The organism is Salinicola tamaricis (assembly GCF_003006155.1).
Lineage (GTDB): Bacteria > Pseudomonadota > Gammaproteobacteria > Pseudomonadales > Halomonadaceae > Salinicola > Salinicola tamaricis.
Genome location: NZ_CP023559.1, coordinates 4,065,143 through 4,083,303, shown reverse-complemented (window position 1 = coordinate 4,083,303; position 18,161 = coordinate 4,065,143). Strand labels below are relative to the sequence as shown.

13 protein-coding genes and 4 pseudogenes are annotated in these 18,161 nt (G+C 67.3%); 4 read left to right on the top strand and 13 right to left on the bottom strand.

Translation table 11 applies throughout. The features are described 5' to 3' along the window. The first annotated feature begins 147 nt into the window (after positions 1–147). Complete coding sequence (locus CN538_RS18755) at positions 148–696, top strand: zinc ribbon-containing protein (protein ID WP_106420409.1); 549 nt, start codon at positions 148–150, stop codon at positions 694–696. 158 nt (positions 697–854) lie between these two features. Here CN538_RS18755 and CN538_RS18750 read toward each other — a convergent pair whose 3' ends face one another. From CN538_RS18750 to miaB, 7 genes and pseudogenes are all read right to left on the bottom strand, one after another. Further along, positions 855–2,213, bottom strand: coding sequence for an MFS transporter (locus CN538_RS18750; RefSeq protein WP_207233561.1), 1,359 nt, complete (start codon positions 2,211–2,213; stop codon positions 855–857). Positions 2,214–2,348: 135 nt separating this feature from the next. Further along, positions 2,349–3,714 (bottom strand): annotated as a pseudogene (gene hglS / locus CN538_RS18745) (2-oxoadipate dioxygenase/decarboxylase HglS). A 337-nt stretch (positions 3,715–4,051) separates the two neighbouring features. After that, complete coding sequence (gene lnt / locus CN538_RS18740) at positions 4,052–5,536, bottom strand: apolipoprotein N-acyltransferase (RefSeq protein ID WP_106420408.1); 1,485 nt, start codon at positions 5,534–5,536, stop codon at positions 4,052–4,054. 73 nt (positions 5,537–5,609) lie between these two features. Beyond that, positions 5,610–6,498 (bottom strand): annotated as a pseudogene (locus tag CN538_RS18735) (HlyC/CorC family transporter). Between the two features lie 370 nt (positions 6,499–6,868). After that, positions 6,869–7,357 (bottom strand): annotated as a pseudogene (ybeY, locus tag CN538_RS18730) (rRNA maturation RNase YbeY). Beyond that, a complete protein-coding gene (locus tag CN538_RS18725) occupies positions 7,354–8,358 on the bottom strand; it encodes a PhoH family protein (RefSeq protein WP_106420713.1) in 1,005 nt (334 codons plus the stop codon). Before CN538_RS18725 ends, ybeY begins: the two are co-directional and overlap by 4 nt. Positions 8,359–8,602: 244 nt before the next feature. Next, a complete protein-coding gene (miaB, locus tag CN538_RS18720; RefSeq protein WP_106420407.1) occupies positions 8,603–9,952 on the bottom strand; it encodes a tRNA (N6-isopentenyl adenosine(37)-C2)-methylthiotransferase MiaB in 1,350 nt (449 codons plus the stop codon). A 251-nt stretch (positions 9,953–10,203) separates the two neighbouring features. On the opposite strand from miaB, the gene CN538_RS18715 reads away from it, so the two are divergent. The 3 genes and pseudogenes from CN538_RS18715 to CN538_RS18705 all read left to right on the top strand — a co-directional run bounded on the left by CN538_RS18715 (position 10,204) and on the right by CN538_RS18705 (position 12,164). After that, complete coding sequence (locus tag CN538_RS18715) at positions 10,204–10,533, top strand: DUF1820 family protein (protein ID WP_035469689.1); 330 nt, start codon at positions 10,204–10,206, stop codon at positions 10,531–10,533. A gap of 291 nt (positions 10,534–10,824) precedes the next feature. After that, positions 10,825–11,445: a TIGR04211 family SH3 domain-containing protein gene (locus tag CN538_RS18710; RefSeq protein WP_164999665.1), complete on the top strand. Its 621-nt coding sequence runs from the start codon at positions 10,825–10,827 to the stop codon at positions 11,443–11,445. Positions 11,446–11,530: 85 nt separating this feature from the next. Further along, positions 11,531–12,164, top strand: a pseudogene (locus CN538_RS18705) (class I SAM-dependent methyltransferase). Between the two features lie 137 nt (positions 12,165–12,301). On the opposite strand, the gene CN538_RS18700 reads toward CN538_RS18705, so the two are convergent. The 6 genes from CN538_RS18700 to CN538_RS18675 form a co-directional block, all read right to left on the bottom strand. After that, positions 12,302–12,895 carry a YajG family lipoprotein gene (locus tag CN538_RS18700; RefSeq protein ID WP_106420405.1) on the bottom strand — a complete coding sequence of 198 codons (594 nt, stop codon included), beginning with the start codon at positions 12,893–12,895 and terminating at the stop codon, positions 12,302–12,304. 69 nt (positions 12,896–12,964) lie between these two features. Further along, the gene (locus tag CN538_RS18695) at positions 12,965–14,062 is read right to left on the bottom strand and encodes a sulfate/molybdate ABC transporter ATP-binding protein (protein ID WP_106420712.1); all 1,098 of its coding nucleotides are present in this window, start codon (positions 14,060–14,062) and stop codon (positions 12,965–12,967) included. Then, complete coding sequence (gene cysW / locus CN538_RS18690) at positions 14,059–14,886, bottom strand: sulfate ABC transporter permease subunit CysW (RefSeq protein WP_106420404.1); 828 nt, start codon at positions 14,884–14,886, stop codon at positions 14,059–14,061. Before cysW ends, CN538_RS18695 begins: the two co-directional genes overlap by 4 nt. Beyond that, complete coding sequence (gene cysT / locus CN538_RS18685; protein WP_106420403.1) at positions 14,886–15,740, bottom strand: sulfate ABC transporter permease subunit CysT; 855 nt, start codon at positions 15,738–15,740, stop codon at positions 14,886–14,888. The genes cysW and cysT overlap by 1 nt, the downstream gene beginning before the upstream one ends. Beyond that, the gene (gene cysP, locus CN538_RS18680; protein WP_106420402.1) at positions 15,737–16,762 is read right to left on the bottom strand and encodes a thiosulfate ABC transporter substrate-binding protein CysP; all 1,026 of its coding nucleotides are present in this window, start codon (positions 16,760–16,762) and stop codon (positions 15,737–15,739) included. The genes cysT and cysP overlap by 4 nt, the downstream gene beginning before the upstream one ends. A gap of 211 nt (positions 16,763–16,973) precedes the next feature. Next, positions 16,974–18,149: an MFS transporter gene (locus CN538_RS18675; RefSeq protein WP_106420401.1), complete on the bottom strand. Its 1,176-nt coding sequence runs from the start codon at positions 18,147–18,149 to the stop codon at positions 16,974–16,976. Positions 18,150–18,161 lie beyond the last annotated feature (12 nt).

The following is an 18,161-nucleotide window of genomic DNA, read 5'->3' as shown; positions in this document are numbered from 1 at the left end:
GAGCGGCGTGGCGCGGAAGCCGCGCGGGTATCAAGAGAAGGCGTCAGCAGGGACGGACAGCGCTCGACGTGGAACAGACAGCGGTCAACGTGGAACCACCGGTAGTCAACGTGGGGCCAACAGTAGTCAACGTAGAAGGAGATGGCCATGACGGAACATCAATCAGCGCCGCAGGACCCGCAGGAGCGTTCGCGCCTCAGTGAGGCCTATGAACGCGTCCTCACGCGGCTGAAGGATGGCGGTGGCGAGCTCTCCTGGGAGAGTTTTCAGCGCGAACTCGACGAGGCGGTGGCCTTCGAGGCCGAATTCGAGGAGTTCACCAAGGACGAGATGGCTCTGCTGCGGGCCTGGGTCGAGCGTGATATGCGCGATTTTCGCCAGTTCCTGGCCAAGGGCGGCGAGGGCGTGGCGAGCTGGTTGGGTATCGACCTCGATGTACTGTCGCGGCGGGTCTCGGAGGCGCTGTTCTCGATCGCCGACCGTACCACCATCGACCGTGAGCGCTTCGAGGACGATCTCGAGGCGGCGCGGGCCGACTACACCGCTGGCGAGATCGCGCTGCCCGGGCGCATGAGCTGCGTGCACTGCGGCGCCGGCGTCACCTTCGCTCAGATCAAGCGCCTAGAAGCTTGCCACGCCTGCGGCCACCGCTACTTCCAGCGCGATTCCGACGCCCCGAGGCCCGCCGCCGACTGAGCCGAGCGCAGGTCGTTTTCGTACCGAGCCCCGCGCTTGGCGAGACCCACTCGGGGGCATTATAGCCACGACATTCAATAGCCCCGACATGCAGCGGCCCCGATTCACCTCGGGGCCGCTGTTTGCTTGTCGCGGTCGTTTCGTGCCGCGGTGGGCGCTCAGCGCGCCAGTGGCTGTTCGCGACCCGGTGTCTCCGTGCGCCAGGTCGACTCGTCGGCATCCAGCGCCCGGTCCGCTGTTTCCGGCAGACGCATGCCGCCCCACAGCGCCAGCAGGGTGATCGCGATCAGGTAGTAGGCCGGGGCCAGATGGTTGCCGGTGCTGTCGATCAGCCAGGTGGCGACCAATGGCGCGGTGCCGCCGAAAATGGTGTAGGAGACGTTGTAGCAGAGCGCGGAGGCGGTGTAGCGCACTCGGGTGGGGAACTGCTCCGACAGCAGCACCGCGGTGACCACACCGCAGATCACCGCGCCCACGGCCATCAGTGCCGCGCCGATCAGCGACGACAGCCACTCGCCACTGGCGGCCAGAGTGTAGGCCGGGAACACTGCCGCGATCAGCGCAATACCGGCGGAGAGAATAGTGCGCCGGCGCCCGACCCGATCGGCGTAGCGGCCGATCAGTGGGCACAGCGCGGCGGCTAACAGCAGCGCGCCCAGGCTTGCCAGCAGGGCCGTGGTACGACTCGCGCCGCCCACCACTTGCATGTAGGTCGTGAAGTAGGTGGTGAACATGTAGAACGACAGCGCCGTCGCCGAGATGAAGGCGCTGAGGCAGACGATGGTGGCGCCGTGGGAGCGCAGGGTCTCGCCCAGCGGCGAGTGTGGCACCGCGTGCTGCGCCTTGAGCGCCTGGAAGGCCGGCGACTCGTCGAGCCGCATGCGCATGTAGAGACCGACCAGCCCCAGCGGCGCGGCGATCAGGAAGGGCACGCGCCAGCCCCAGTCGGTCATGGCCTGCTCCGAGAGCAGCGTACTGATGGCATAGGTGAGCGCCGCCGCGGTGGCGAAGGCGGCGAAGGTCGAGACCGGCACGAAGCTGCCGTAGCGGGCCTTGCGCCTGCGCGGCGCGTGCTCCATCACGAAGGCGCAGGCGCCGGCGTACTCGCCGCCGGCGGAGAAGCCCTGGATGCAGCGCGCCAGGGCCAGGGCCAGCGGCGCCAGCAGGCCGATGCTTGAGTAGGTCGGCAGCAGGCCGATCAGGGTCGTGGCGCCGGCCATCAGCATCACCGTCATCGCCAGCACCCGCTTGCGGCCGATGCGATCGCCGAGCATGCCGAAGAAGACACCGCCGAGCGGACGCAGGGCGAACGAGACCGCGAACACGGCGAAGGTCTGCAGCAGCGCCAGCGATGGGTCGCCGGGCGGGAAGAAGTGATTGGCGATCACCACGGCGAGAAAGCCGTAGACCGCGAAGTCGAACCACTCGACGAAATTGCCGATCGCCGAGGCGGCGATCACCTTGCGCAGGGTCGAGATGTCGACCTCGGCATCGGGGTGATTGTTGTTGTTGGGCACGTGCGGTCACTCGCAGGCAGAGGGTTGACCCTCAAGCCTAGAGCCGAACGCCTTGGCTGCGCGCTGCACCAGCGACGAAGAGTGTTCCCGCTGCGACCTCGGGGGGGGCGGTCGGCGCCTGCGCGCCGGCCAGGCTCACTGCCCCAACTGCTGGCGCAGCCGCTCGCGGGAGTCCTCCTCCAGGCGCGCATAGAGCGCGAACTCATCCAGTACCGGGCGCCCCAGCGCCAGCTCGAAGGCGGCCTGGTTCGACTCGCTGGCATAGGCGGCATGGCGGGTGTCGCCCAGGTTGGACTGAAAGATCCCGGCGGCACTGACCGGCAGGAAATCTTCATAGGTGATGGGCAGTGCCTCGACCCAGTGTCGGGCGATCAGGGCGTCCAGGTCCGTCGGCGGCGTCTCGCCTGCGGCCAGAGCGGCGTGACCGGTATCGCTCAGGCGATAGCGGAAGTAGGCAAGGCCCTGCTGGCGCAGGCTGTCGAGATCGTCGGGGAAATCGGCGAAGACCTCGCCGAGCTGGCGCTGGTGAGCCGCATTGTCGGCCGCAGGCGGTAACTCGCGCGAGCGCGCCAGCAGGGTGTCGTAGCGCTCGCGGCCGGCTCGGGTCAAGGCGATGCCGCGCTGCTCGATCTCGCCGAAACGTGCGGTATGGGTCCCGTCGTCGCGGCCGGCGAAGCGGATCGACTCTTCGAGCGCCTTGAAGCTGGTCTGGCGCAGCAGGATCGGACAGCGCCGGGGGCGGGCCCTCGATCACCGCCTTGGGGTCGATGCCATAGTCAGGCATCGCCGCCTGGGCGGCATCGATATCCAGGGTGCGCGGCGTCAGATGGTTGATGTGCGGGCCACGGAAACAGACCACGTCGGCCACTAGGCGGTGGGCGTCGTGCAGCGCCTGATAGGTGGCGTGGTCGACGGTGGCGTCCTGGTGCCAGCGGAAGGTTTCCAGGATCGCCTCGACGAAGCGTTCGGCCTGGTGGGTGTCGAAGCCGCCCTGGCGTTCGCCGAGCTCGAGCAGCTCGCGTGCCTCCTCGGTGAAGATGTCACGGCCGGCGAGAATGGCGGTGGCCCGACGCCGCAGCTCGTCGTCGCTGATCAGCTCCAGGCGCAGCAGCGAGGTGAAGACGCGGAACGGATTGCGCTTGAGCGCCGTTTCGTCGACCGGGCGGAACGCGGTGGAATGGACCGGGACACCGGCCTGGGAGAGGTCGTAGTAGCCGACCGGCTCCATGCCCATCAGGGCGAAGACCCGGCGCAGCAGCGACAGCTCCTCGGCGGTACCGACACGGATGGCGCCGTGGCGCTCGACGTCGAGACGCTCGAGTTCGCCGCCCGCGGCCAGCGTCTGCTCGAGCGCCGGGTCTGCCGCCAAGGCCTTGGCGTTGATGTCGGCGACCAGCTCGAGCAGGGTGCCGTACTGCGGCACCTCGTGGCGGTACATGTCGGACATCGCCTGCGAAAAGGCGGTGCGAACCTCGTCGGGGGGTACCAGGGAAAGCGTCATGATGGGATGGCTCGATGCGCGAAGGATGAGTTCAGACTCCCATCCTTCGCCATCATGGGCGGGCTGACAAGGGCGTGTGGGCGCGTCGGGCCCAATCGATAAAGCCGGGTCGCATTTGCGGAAATGGCAGCGTTGGCGCCGCCGCCTCTCTCGACCCGGCTTAGTGCGCCTTCCACAATCGCTAGACGACGTGGGCTCAGCCGGGGGCAGGGCGTCGCGAGGGCGCTGTGAACCCCTCTCTGGGCGCTACCTTTGCCATCCCTGGCAAAGGACCCTCGCTTTGCTCTGCCCTCCGGCGCCCATCGTCAGAGGGTTTGGGAATGGGCTCCTGGCAGCCTCAGGCGCGCTGGAAGCGGCGGGTCAGACCCGGCAGCAGCAGTAGCAGCGCAAGCCCCCAGGCCGGCCAGCTACCGGTGCGCGTGAACGGGGTCAGTCCGGTCATCGGGACCACCTCGCCGACCACGCTGGCGGGGGTGAACTGAGGCGCGCGCTCGCGCAGCCGACCCTGGTCGTCGATGATCGCGGTGACCCCGTTGCTGGTCGCGCGGACCACGTAGCGGCCGTTCTCCAACGCCCGTAGGCGGGCCATCTGCAGATGCTGCAGCGGGCCGATCGAGCGCCCGAACCAGGTGTCGTTGGAGACCGTGAGCAGCACGTTGCTGTCGCGGGCGCGCTCGGCGACCAGGTCCGGGTAGACGATTTCGTAGCAGATGGCGCTGCCGATGGCGACACCATGGGTCAGAATCGGCGGCTGTGAGTCGGCGCCGGCGCTGAAGTCCGACATCGGCAGATTGAAGAAGTCGATCACCCCGCGCAGCAGGAAGTCTAGCGGCAGGAACTCGCCGAACGGCACCAGGTGGGCCTTGCGGTACTCGCCGCGGGTGGCGCCGACGCCGATGATGGCGTTGTAGTAGTGATCGTCGGCATCGCGCTGGACGATCCCGGTGAGCAGTGCACTTTGCTCGGGCAGTGTCGCCTGCAGCCGCTCCAGATAGGGCAGCGCCTGCTGCGCCAGCATCGGCAGCGCGGTCTCCGGCCACACGATCACATCGACGTCGTCGGGCAGCTCGCGGGTCATGCGGGTATAGGTGTTGACCGCCTGGCGCTGGCCATCGGGGCTCCACTTGCTGAGTTGGGGCAGATCGCCCTGGAGCAGCGCGAAGCGCAGCGGGTCGGCGGCCTGCTGGGTCCACTGGGGCGGCAGCAACAGCGGTAGCAGCCAGAGCGCGGCGAGGGGCGCCGCGGCCCACCAGCGGCGGCGGCAGAAGGCCACCAGCAGGGTGCCGGAGAGCGCCACGATCAACGACAGGAGATAGACGCCACCGACCGGTGCCCAGGGGGCCAGCGGCGAGTCGACCTGGGCGCTGCCCAGCAGCAGCCAGGGGAAGCCGGTGAAGGCCCAACTGCGGAAAGCCTCGCCCAGCACCCAGGCACCGGCAAAGCTCAACACGGTCCAGCGTGGCGTGGTGAAGCGCCGGTAGAGGCCGAAGATCAGGGCATAAAACAGCGCCAGGGTAGCGACGAAGAGCACGGTCAAAAACAGCGCCAGCGGCACCCCGGTGTAGCCGTAGTCGTGAATCGAGACGTAGACCCAGGACGCGCCGCTACCGAACAGCGCGACCCCGAACAGCCAGCCGCGCAGGGTGGCCTGAGCCAGGGTCAGGCGGTGCTGATCGAGGGCCACCAGGGCGACGGCGATCGGCCCCAGCCACCACAGATGAAAGGGGGCAAAGCTTAGCGTGGCCAGCACCCCGGCGACCAGCGCGGCGAGATAGGCCGGCCACGGGCGGCGGGCGGAAATCAGGGGTAGGGCAGCGGGCATGCGGGCACTCCTTTGCGCAAAGTGCCCCTTATATCAGAGTCGCTCGACGGCGTCGCGGCGGTTGCCGTGCGCGTCAGCCCTCGACGTGGCGTGCGTGCTCCTGCTCCAGCGCCGCGGGTACCGGACGCGCTTGTAGCAGGCGGATGCGCCGGTTGTCGGCGTTGAGCACGGTGAAGCGCCACTGGCCGAGATCGGTATGCTCATTGCGCCGAGGCAGGTGGCCGAAGCGTTGCATAATCAGACCGCCGACGGTATCGAACTCCTCGTCGGAGAACTCGGTGCCGAACTGCTCGTTGAAATCCTCGAGGGTGAGCGCGCGCACCGCGAAGGTGCCGTCGCCGAGATCGCGGATGTCCTCTTCTTCGTCGGTGTCGTGTTCGTCCTCGATATCGCCGACGATCTGCTCGAGGATATCCTCGATGGTGACGATGCCGGCGGTACCGCCGTACTCGTCGACCACGACCGCCATATGGTTATGGTATCGCGGAACTCCTTGAGCAGGCTGTTGAGACGCTTGGACTCGGGCACGAACATCGCCGGACGCAGCACGTCACGCAGCGAGAACGCCTCGCGCTCCTGGCTGTTGCGCTTGAGCAGCGGCAAGAGATCCTTGACCAGCAGGATGCCGAGCACGTCATCCAGGTTGTCGTCGATCACCGGGTAGCGCGAGTGGGCGGTCTCCAGAATGATCGGCAGGCAATCTTCCGGGCGCTGGTCAACGCACACCGCGGTGACCTGCGAGCGCGGAATCATCACCTCGCGTACTGCTGGTCGCTGATCTGAAAGGCGCCCTCGATGATGGTCAGGGCGTCCTGGTCGAGGTTGAGCTTGGGCCCCGCTTCACGCAGGAAGGTGAGCAGCTCCTCGCGGGAGCTGGGCTCGTCGAAATCGCTCGAGAAGGTACTGATCAGTTTTTCCAGCCAGGATCGACTGCTCTGGCTACTCGATCGGTCTTCGCTCATGAGTGGGAGTCTCTTGTCCTCGGATGCCGTTGGGGCTGGGTACGAAAACGACAAGCGCCCGCGGGCCAAGGCTGGCCCGAGAGCGCGTATCGGTAATGAGGTCTCGCCGCCGGGGCGGCAATGGAGCCCGGGCCGCATACCTGCCGCCGGGCACCGCGTGGCGGAGGCTCGTCGACAGGATCATCCGTCTGGGATGGGCTGGCGTCGGTGTGCTCCCGGCAGGGAGCAGCGTGCGTCGATATCGGCATGGCGTCGATGGGGTTGCCTGGACGGTCGCTTCGGTAGTCAGTCAAATGCTTCGATCAAGTGAGTACTTCGATCAAGTGAGTACTTCGGCCAAGTAAGCCAGTCGGTCGAGCCAGTCAGGGCATCAGGTGTCTGACGCGTCTTCCGAGCGCTCATCCCGATAGGGGTCGGCAATGCCGAACCCGGCTAGTAGCGTTCGCTCCAGCGCTTCCATCTCCTCGGCCTCTGCCTCATCTATATGTCATAGCCGAGCAAATGCAAGCAACCATGTTACCAGATGGGCGTAGTGATCGTGGCAGGACTTGCCCTGTTCGGCGGCTTCGGCGACCACCACGGCATGGCAGATCACCAGATCGCCGAGCAGGCCCAAGTCGATGCCCGGTGGCCCCTCGAAGGGAAACGAGAGCACGTTGGTGGGCTTGTCCTTGTCGCGATAGTCGCGATTGAGCTGTTGGCTCTCGTCGCGTTCGACGAAGCGTACGGTGAGTTCGCGGCGCGGCTCCTCGACGTGGTCGAGGGCCCGGGCGACCCAGGCCTCGAGGTCGGCGAGACCGGGCAGTTCGGCGTCGGCCGCGTCGGCCACCGCGACCTGGCGATCGATCTCGAGGGTCACGCGGCACCACCGTCACGTGCGGCGCTGGCTTCCAGACGCGCCTGACGCCGCTCCTCGCGACGCTTGCGCTCGGCGGCTTCCTCGCTCGCTTCGTGGAGATCGTAGGCCTCGATGATGCGCTGCACCAGCGGATGGCGTACCACGTCCTTGGGGGCGAACTGGGTAATGCCGATACCGGCGGTGTCGCGTAGTACCTCGAGCACATGAATCAGGCCGGAGCTCGACCCCCGCGGCAGGTCGACCTGGCTGGCGTCGCCGGTGATCACCGCGGTGGAGCCGAAGCCGATACGCGTCAGGAACATCTTCATCTGCTCACGCGTGGTGTTCTGGCTCTCGTCGAGAATGATGAAAGCGTTGTTGAGCGTGCGCCCGCGCATGTAGGCGAGCGGGGCGATCTCGATGATCTGGCGCTCGATCAGCTTGTTGACCTGTTCGAAGCCGAGCATCTCGTAGAGCGCGTCGTAGAGCGGGCGCAGATAGGGGTCGATCTTCTGCGCCAGGTCGCCGGGCAGAAAGCCTAGCTTCTCACCCGCCTCGACCGCCGGACGCACCAGCAGGATGCGCCGGACTTCCTGGCGATTGAGCGCCTCCACCGCCGCGGCCACCGCCAGGTAGGTCTTGCCGGTGCCCGCCGGGCCGATACCGAAGTTGATATCGTGGCGGCGGATGCTGGCGACATAGCCCTGCTGATTGAAACCGCGAGGTTTGATCAGCGCCCGCGGCGTGCGGATCAGAATACCGCCCTCCTCGAGATCGCCGGTCTCTTCCTCGAGCGCCTCGATCCCTGACTCCTGCAGATAGAGATGGACGGTGTCGGGGAGCAGCTCCTCGGCCTCGGTCTCGCGGTAGAGGTGTTCGAGCACGTTGGCGGCGGCCTTGACGCTGGCGTCGGGGCCGGCGAGCTGGAAAGTGTTGCCGCGGTTGCGCAGCGTTACGCCGAGCCGCGTCTCGATCAGCTTGAGGTGTTCGTCGCGCTGCCCGCACAGGCTGGCGAGGCGCATGGGATCGTTGGGTTCGAGCGTCAGTGACACGACGCGCTGGGCGGACTGTTGGTCTTGAGTCAACGCAGAAGGATCCGTCGATAATGTGAAGTGGAAGCCGTCAGCTTACTGCGACGCTTCCCGCGGGGGCAATGCTCCAGGATAACCAATCTCCCGCGGGCGCGGGCCGGCGATGCGCCGGTGACCGGCCGAGCGGGACGCGGCGCGCCGCGTACGGCCGCGGGCCGGTATCACGGGGGCGGCATCAATAGCGGGCGTCGGAGACCAGCTCGCCGCGCAGCGAGTTGGGCAGTGCCTCGCTGATCGAGACGTCGACGAAATGGCCGATCAGGCGGGTCGGGTCGTCGGCGCGGAAGTTGACCACGCGGTTGTTCTCGGTGCGCCCGGAGAGCTGGCCCGGGTCCTTGGGCGAGAAGCCGGTGACCAGGATGCGCTCGACGTTGCCGACCATGCGCCGGCTGATCTGCTGGGTCTGCTGATTGAGCCGTGCCTGCAGTATCGCCAGGCGCTGCTTCTTGGTCTCCTCCGGCGTGTCGTCGGGCAGTGAGGAGGCCGGGGTGCCCGGACGCTTGGAGTAGATGAAGCTGAACGAGGCGTCGAAGCCGATGCGCTGGATCAGATCCATCGTCTGGGCGAAATCCTCGTCGGTCTCGCCGGGGAAGCCGATGATGAAGTCCGAGGAGAAGCTGATGTCCGGACGCAGGGCGCGGATACGCTCGAGCTTGTCGATGTACATGTCGCGACCGTGGCCGCGTTTCATCGCCGCCAGGATGCGATCGGAGCCTGACTGCACCGGTAGATGCAGATGGCTGACCAGCTCGGGGATCTCGGCGTAAGCCTCGATCAGGCTGTCGGAGAACTCCACCGGGTGCGAGGTGGTGAAGCGGATACGGTCGATGCCCTCGACGGCGGCCACGCAGGCGATCAGCTCGGCCAGGTCGATCTCGTCGCCCTCGGCGTCGCGGCCGCGGTAGGCGTTGACGTTCTGCCCCAACAGGTTGATCTCGCGCACGCCCTGGTCGGCCAGATGCACCACCTCTTCCATCACCGACTCGAACGGCCGCGAGACCTCTTCGCCACGGGTGTAGGGCACCACGCAGAAGGTGCAGTACTTCGAACACCCCTCCATCACCGAGACGAAGGCGGTGGCGCCGTCGGATTTGGGCTTGGGCAGGTGGTCGAACTTCTCGATCTCGGGGAAGGTGACGTCCACCGTCTGGATCGGCGTCGCGCTCTTGCTGCGCGCATCGAGCATGGTCGGCAGTCGGTGCAGGGTCTGCGGACCGAACACCATGTCGACGTGCGGTGCGCGCTTGCGGATGTTCTCGCCTTCCTGACTGGCCACGCAGCCGCCCACGCCGATCACCAGGTCGGGCTTGGCGGCCTTCAGCTTCTTCCAGCGGCCGAGCTGATGGAACACCTTCTCCTGCGCCTTCTCGCGGATCGAGCAGGTGTTGAGCAGGATGACGTCCGCTTCACGCTCGTCGTCGGTCATCTCGAGGCGGTGGGACTCACCGAGCAAATCTGCCATGCGGGCGGAGTCGTACTCGTTCATCTGGCAGCCGTGCGTCTTGATGAAGAGCTTCTTCGTCATGGGTTGCGTTGCGGCCATGCGCGCGTCACCGGTACTCGTGGGGGAAGAGGAAAAGAGCGTTTCGCGCGGTGGAGTGTCGCCGTCGAGCGAGATCGCCATCGTCGCGAACGCGGCATTATACGGCCGCCGGCGGCTGGCGGCCAACCCGTGGCGCTCGCAAGCCCATCCGGCTGTGATACCCTTGCGCCTATTTGCGACCCGGTCTGCGCTGGTGCTGCCGCGGCGCCGTGATGTCGGAGAGTCTTGCGTCTATGTCGTCCAAGCCGGTCTATCGGGTGGTCTTCCACAATCAGGGGGAAGTGTGGGAACTCTACGCCCGCGAGATCTTTCAGAGTGACCTGTGGGGATTCATCGAAGTGGAGGCGTTCGTCTTCGAGGATCAATCGAAGGTCGTCGTCGATCCCAGCGCCGAGAAGCTGCGGCGCACCTTCGATGGCGTCAGCCGTAGTTATATCCCCTACAGCGCGATCGTGCGTATCGACGAGGTCGAGCGCGGCGGGGTGGCCAAGGCGGTCAAGGCCGAGGGCAATGTCGCCGAATTCCCGCGCCCGATGGCGTGGCCGCCGCGCGAGGATAGCTGAGCTCGAGCCTGGCGCAGGCGTCGGCGTTGATCAGAAATTCACCAATCTGTCGCCAGCGCCGGGATGACCGGAGTGTGACGACGACATGAAACCAGTTGTCCCAAACGTTATCCACAGAAAGTGTGGATGTCTCTCCGAGAGACGTGGGGGATGGCCAGCGAGCAACCGGAAAATCGCCGTGGACGCCCGTCGTCCGCGGTCCAACGACGCCTCTGCAGGACGCGGAGGCCGCTCATCGTCGCGTGGAACGAAGCCGAACCGTTATCCATTAGCCACTAAGATCACGACGACATGTTGAAAATGCGAAATGTTGCGATGGGCTGCGCCGTGGGCGCGGCGCTTTTGTTCTCCGCCGGTGTCTCGGCGCAGAGCGACCACTGGGTCAGCGACAAGCTGCCCACCTTCGTGCGCAGTGGCCCCACCGATGGCTACCGCATCGTCGGCACCCTCGACAGCGGTGACCCGGTCACGGTGTTGCAGACCCAGGGCGACTACACCCAGGTGCGCGGCCCCGATGGCGACGAAGTCTGGATCCAGTCGCGCTTCGTGCAGGACTCGCCGAGCGCCCAGCAGCAGCTGCCGGCCTTACGCGACAAGGTCTCCAGTCTGACCCAGCGCCTCGACGGCATCGATGACGAGTGGAACCAGCGCGTGGCGGACCTGCGCAGCGAACTCGCCAGCCGCCAGCAGCAGGTCGACAAGCTGCAGGCGAGCAACAACCAGCTCAGCCAGGCCTACTCCCAGGCGGAGACCAAGATGCGCAACATGCAGGCGCGTCTGGATACCCAGGAAGAGGATCTGCTGATGCGCTACTTCATGTACGGCGGCGGGGTCGCCGGGGCGGGTCTGATCCTGGGCTTGATCGTGCCGCATCTGCCGCGCCGTCGGCGCAAGCGCGACCGCTGGTTCTGAGATCGCCGGTCAGGCGTCGCTGGGGCCTGGGGCCAGGTGGTGATGCGGCCTGGGGCCAGGTGGTGAAGAGAGAGGGCAGGGGCGGATGCAGATCGATTGGCTGAGACGCTGGCGCGAGGGGCGTATCGGGTTTCATCGTGATGCCCCTCACGCTGCCCTGGTAGACCACTGGCCGCGGTTGGGGCTGGCACCCGGCGCCAAGGTGCTGGTGCCGCTGTGCGGCAAGAGCCATGACATGCGCTGGCTGGCGGCACAGGCGTATCCGGTACTGGGGGTGGAACTGTCGCCGCTGGCGGTGGATCAGTTCATCGGCGAGGGAGCACTGCCGGCCCTGCGCTATGCCCAGGCCGGTTTCTCCTGCGTGCGCCAGGGGCGGATCGAACTGTGGTGCGGTGACTTCTTCCGCTTTCACGTCGAGCAGGCGGCCGAGCTCGCGGCTTCTACGACCGTGCCGCGCTGATCGCACTGCGCGTGCCACGCGGCAGCGTTACGCCCACCATCTGGCCCAACTATTCCTGCCGGGCACCCAGGGGCTGCTGGTCACCCTGACCCATGCCGACGGCGAGCGAGGGCCGCCCTACAGCGTCGACGCCGATGAGGTCGAGCGCCTGCTGGGGCCCAACTTCGCCCTGCGGCGGCTGGCTGGCCCGGGTGAGCCGGATGCCAAGGGGGCCTGCGAGACGGTGTGGCATCTGGTACGACGTGGGCCCTGCCGCTGAGGGACGGCTCCCCCGACGACCCATGCCGATCATGCTGCAAACGACGACGCCCGCGGCCTTCCGGCTGCGGGCGTCGTCGTTTGCGGGTGGCCAATGTTTGCGGGTGCCCAATGTAGGGCGTTCACGATGTAGCGCGTTCAGCGTGCCAGCAGGTTGGCCAGCTGCTGGTCGCGGAAGGTGCGGTCCAGGGCGCTGCTGAGCAGCTCGCTGACCATGCGATTGTTGGTGTCCCAGTCGGGCTTGAAGGCGTAGCTCTGCTTGCGCTTGGCGGTATAGCGGCCGGTATAGGTATTGCTGCCGTTCTCCACCTTGGCGGTGATGATTGCCTGCAGCTGGGAGGCGCCGAGCAGCGGCTCGTCGGCGCTGCCGCGGGCGTAGTCGAGTTCCGACAGGGTCAGGGTCAGCGAGGGGCCGCCGCTCTCCTGGGTGGTGGGATTGAAGCCCATGCTACGCAGCGCGTTCTCGGCCTGGGCCTGCAGCTTGGGGATCACATCGTGGGCTTCGACGGTGATGGTCGAGGTGGCCGAGGCGGTGCCGGAGCGGGTGCCGATGACGTTGTCGTCACGCCCGTCGACCACGTTCAGGGTCACCGTCTGGCCGCTGCCGGTGTGCGGAAAGCCGCCGCTCACCTTCGGCTGCACGGAGAGTATCTGCGGGCTCTGGGCGCAGGCGGCGAGCAGGCCGAGCACCCCTAGAACCACCACGCATTTGAGCGCAAACCACTGACGCATAACTACCTCTCGAATCTGCGGGGAAGGACTAGCCCAGTATAGACGGCTTGCGCGGGCGCTCGTAGCGCTTCAGCCGACCGGCAGCGCGACATTCTGCGCACCGGCGGCATCGAAGCCGTGCAGCCGGCTGGGCAGGGCGAACAGTCGCCGTCCGCGGGCGATGCCCAGGCGCTCGAACTCGGCGTGGCTGACGCTGGCCAGCCACGGCTCCTCGAGCCAGTCTGCCTCGAGCTCGAGGCGCACTTCGGCGCCCACCGGCACGATCGACGCCACAGTGACCGGCAGGTGCGCCGCGGGGATGGAGCGCTCGGCCAGATGCACCTCGTGGGGGCGCAGCAGCAGCTCGCGGCGGCCCGGTTCGACCCCTGGCACGCTGACGCTGGCATTGCCACAGGTCAGCCGGCCCTCGGCGACATCGCCCTCGAGCCGGTTGACGTCGCCGAGGAACTCGAACACGAAGCGGTTGGCCGGCTCGCGGTAGAGGGTGTCCGGGGTGGCGATCTGCTCGACCCGGCCGTTGCTCATGACCACCACGCGGTCGGAGAGCTCCAGCGCCTCCTCCTGGTCGTGGGTGACGAACAGGCTGGTGAAGCCGAGCTCCTCGTGGAGGTGGCGCAGCCAGCGGCGCAGCTCCTGGCGTACCTTGGCATCGAGCGCGCCGAACGGCTCGTCGAGCAGCAGCACATCGGGCTTGAGCGCCAGCGCCCGGGCCAGCGCCACGCGCTGCTGCTGGCCGCCGGAGAGCTGGGCCGGGTAGCGCTCGGCGAAGGCTGCGAGCCGCACCATCTCCAAAAGCTGCATGACCCGCGTGCGGATCTCGCCGTTCGACGGGCGCTGGCGCCGCGGCAGCGCGCGCAGGCCGAAGGCGACGTTCTCGAACACGCTCATGTGGCGGAACAGGGCGTAGTGCTGGAAGACGAAGCCGATCCGGCGCTCGCGCACGTGCACCTGGGTGACCTCGCGCTCGCCGAAGTGGATCGTGCCCCCATCGGCCTGCTCGAGACCGGCGACGATGCGTAGCAGCGTCGTCTTGCCCGACCCCGAGGGGCCTAGCAGACCGATCAGCTCGCCATCGCGGATATCGAGGTCGATCGGCGCCAGCGCGCGGGTGCGCCCAGAGCCCTTATGGCCATAGGTCTTGTCGATCTGCGAGATACGGATGCTCATGCGAGGCTCTCCCGGCGCGCGGCGCGCCATTCGAGTGCCGCCTTGGCGGCCAGGGTCAGCAGCGCCAGCAGCGCCAGCAGCGAAGCGCTGGTGAAGGCACCGACGGTATTATAGTCCTGGTACAGCTGTTCGACCTGCAGCGGCAGGGTGTTGGTCTGTCCGCGGATCGCCCCTGCGACTACCGAGACCGCGCCGAACTCGCCTACCGCACGGGCATTGGTGAGGATCGCGCCGTAGAGCAGGGCGTGACGGATCTTGGGCAGCGTGACGCGGCGGAAGATCGTCCAGCCGGAGGCGCCCAGGGTCACCGCGGCCTCCTCCTCGCGGGCGCCCTGGGCCTGCATCAGCGGGATCAGCTCGCGGGCGACGAAGGGGCAGGTGACGAAGATCGTCACCAGCACGATCCCCGGCCAGGCGAACATGATCTGGATATCGTAGCTGTCGAGCCAGCCGCCGAGCCAGCCATTGCGGCCGTAGAGCAGCAGATAGACCAGCCCGGCGACCACCGGCGAGACCGCGAAGGGAATATCGATCAGCGTCTGCAAAAGGCGCCGCCCGGGGAAGCTGAAGCGGGTGACCAGCCACGCCAGGAAGACCCCGAACACCAGGTTGATCGGCACTGTCAGCAGCGTCACCAGCAGGGTCAGGCCGATCGCCGCCAGGGTGTAGCGGTCGCTCAGGTTCTGCCAGTAGAGGTCGATACCGCCCATCAGTGCCTGGGCGAAGATCGCCACCAGCGGCAGTAGCAGGAACAGTGCGGTCAGCACCAGCGCCACGCCGATCAACAGACGGCGCACGCCGGGGGCATCACCGATGCGGATCATCAGGCTCCTCCTCCATGCAGGCGGCGAATGAAGCGGCCCTGCCACAGGTTGATCAGCAGCAGTAGCGCCAGCGAGGTCGCCAGCACGATCGAGGCCACCGCGGCGGCGCCGGCGTAGTCGTACTCCTGCAGCTTGACGAAGATCATCAGCGAGGTGATCTCGGTTTCGAACGGCTTGCCGCCGGCGATGAAGATCACCGCGCCGAACTCACCCAGCGAGCGCACGAAGGCGAGCCCGGTGCCGGTGACCAGCGCCGGCCAGAGGTGGGGCAGGATCACCCGGCGGAAGGCGTGGCCATCGCGGGCACCCAGGGTCACCGCGGCCTCGTCGACCTCACTCGGCAGATCCTCGAGGATCGGTTGCACCGTGCGCACCACGAACGGGATGCTGGTGAAGGCCATGGCCAGTGCGATGCCCACCCAGGTATAGGCGATCGGCAGGCCCAGCGTCTCGAGCCAGCGCCCGACCCAGCCCTGGCTGGAGTAGAGCGTCGCCAGGGTGACCCCGGCGACCGCGGTGGGAAGGGCGAAGGGGAGATCCATCAGCGCATCCACCAGGCGCTTGCCGGGGAACTCGTAGCGCACCAGCACCCACGCCATCAGCAGTCCGAAGGCGGCGTTGAACAGCGCCGCCACCGCCGCGGCGAGCAGGGTCACCCGGTAGCTGGCGAGGATGCGCGGGTCGCTGATCAGAAACCAGTACTGCGACAGGCTCAGCTGCGACAGCTGCCCCACCAGGCTGGTCAGGGGCAGCAGCAGGATCAGCGAGACGAACGTCAGCGTCACCCCTAGCGAGAGCCCGAAGCCCGGCAGGACGCGGCGGCTGGCCTGCCGGCGCAGGGTCGCGGCGATCATCGGCGCTGCAGCTGGTCCAGCTCGCCGCCGCTGGCGAAGTGGGTCTTCATCGCCTCAGGCCAGCTGCCGAAGACGTCCTCGACGCGCAAAAGCTCGGTCTGCGGGAAGCGATCGCTGAACTCCGCCGCCACCGCCTCGTCGTTGACCCGGTAGTTGAAACCGGCGAGCAGGCGTTGGGCCTCTTCGGTATAGAGGTAGTCCAGGTAGCCCTTGGCCAGATCCAGGTTGCCGTTGCGTTCGGCGTACTCCTCGACCACCGCCACCGGGAACTCGGCGAGGATGCTCACCGGCGGCACCACCACCTCGTAGCCATCCTGGCCATACTCGCTGCGGATATTGTTGACCTCGGACTCGAAAGTGATCAGCACGTCACCGATGCCGCGCTCGACGAAGGTGGTGGTGGCGCCGCGGCCACCGGTGTCGAATACCTCGACGTTGCCGAGGAAGCGCTTCATGTAGGCTTCGATCTTGGCCTTGTCGCCGTCGAAGGCCTGATCGGCGTAAGCCCAGGCGGCCAGGTAGGTGTAGCGGCCGTTGCCCGAGGTCTTGGGGTTGGGGAACACCAGCTCGACGTCGTCGCGCGCCAGGTCGTCCCAGTTTTCGATCTGCTTGGGGTTGCCCTTGCGCACCAGGAAGGCGGTGGTCGAGTAGTAGGGCGAGGCGTGGTTGGGGTACTGCGCCTGCCAGTCCTTGGCCACCAGCCCGGCGTCGGCGAGCACGTTGACGTCGGTGACCTGGTTGAAGGTCACCACGTCGGCGCGCAGGCCCTGCATGATCGAGCGCGCCTGGGTCGAGGAACCGCCGTGGGACTGCTTCACGCTCACCTTTTCGTCGTGCTGCTGCTGCCACCAGTCGACGAACTTGGGGTTGACTGCGGCGAACAGCTCGCGGGCGATATCGTAGGAGGCGTTGAGCAGCTCGCGCGGCTGATCGGCCTGTGCCGGGCCAATGCTGCCCAGGGCGAGGGCCAGACCCAGGGTGGAGGCGGCAAGCCAGCGGCGAGACGAGGCGAGTCGGAGCATATGGGTTCCCTGAATGGTGATGGCTTGTCGCGCGCGGACGCGCGGTGCTCTTGTCTTATGAGTCTGTCTAGTCGTTATGTCATATGGGTCTGTCGGATCTAGACCCGCAGGCTAAATAAACCCATATGGAATTACAATATGTCCATGTATGCCATTTGGATATAACGATGCGCGGGCCTTCTATAAGCGCCGCGTATCGCGCGCGTGGACGCTACCGCCAGCATTCCTGAGTGCTGCGGCGGCGGCCCAGTGCCAGCAGGCCGAGCAGAGGACCGGGCAGCAGCAGCCAGGCCAGCGACTGGCCGAGCAGGGGCAGCCACGGCAGCAGCAGTCCCAGCGAGAGCGCCGAGATAGCGAAGCCAATGGCGTTCTGCAGGGTCAGCGCGCTGCCCACCAGCGAGGCGGGGCAGGCGCGCGCCGAGAGCGCCGAGAAGTGCGGCGAGTCGATCACGGCCAGCAGGCTCCAGCTACCGAGCAGGACGATCAGCGCCGCGGTGGGCAGGATCCCGGCGGTGAGGGCGTAGAGCGTGGCGCACAGCGCCGAGCCGGCCAGGCCCCAGCGCGCCACCGCCCGGCTGCCGTGGCGCTGGCTAAGCCAGCCCCCGAGCCAGCAACCGGGGGCGCCCACCGCGATCAGGGCGAAGCTTACGAGTGCCGCGTCGGTGGTGGAGAGCCCGGGCAGGGCGTGCAGAAGCAAGAGCGGCAGTAGCGCCCACAGCGTGTAGAGCTCCCACATATGGCCGAAGTAGGCGCCGGCGGCGCGGCGGAACTCGGGCAGTCGAAAGGCCGCCAGCCCGCCCAGCCGCGGATGCGCGGGGCGCGGGCCGGCATGTGGTGCCTCCCCCAGCCAGGCCACGCCGGCGCCGCCGCTCAGTGCCAGCAGTGAAGCCAGCCACAGCGTCAGCTGCCAGCCGCCGCGCAGATCCAGCGCCGCCAGCAGGTGCGGCATCGCCGTACCGAGCACCAGCATGCCGACCAGCCACGCCAGCGCCGCGCCGGTGCGCTCGGGCGCCCAGCCCACCATCAGCTTCATTCCCACCGGGTAGATGCCGGCCAGCGCCATGCCGGTGATCAGGCGTAGCGCCAGCGCCGGGCCCAGCCCATCGGCATAGGTGAGCGCCGCATTGCTGGCGGCTCCGATCACGCAGCACGCGGCGAACACCCGGCTGGCGTCGCGGCGGTCGGCAAGCCCGCTGAGCCCGATCCCCAGGGTGCCGAGCAGAAAGCCCACCTGCACTGCGCCGGTGAGCCAGGCCAGATCATCCGCTTGCAGCGCCCAGGCCTGGCGCAGCTCGGCGAGCACCGCGTTGGGGGTGAACCAGAGCGAGGTGCCGAACCACTCGGCCAGGGCGAGCACCAGGATCGCCAACCTCGGCCGGCGTGCCATCAGCGCCGGCTA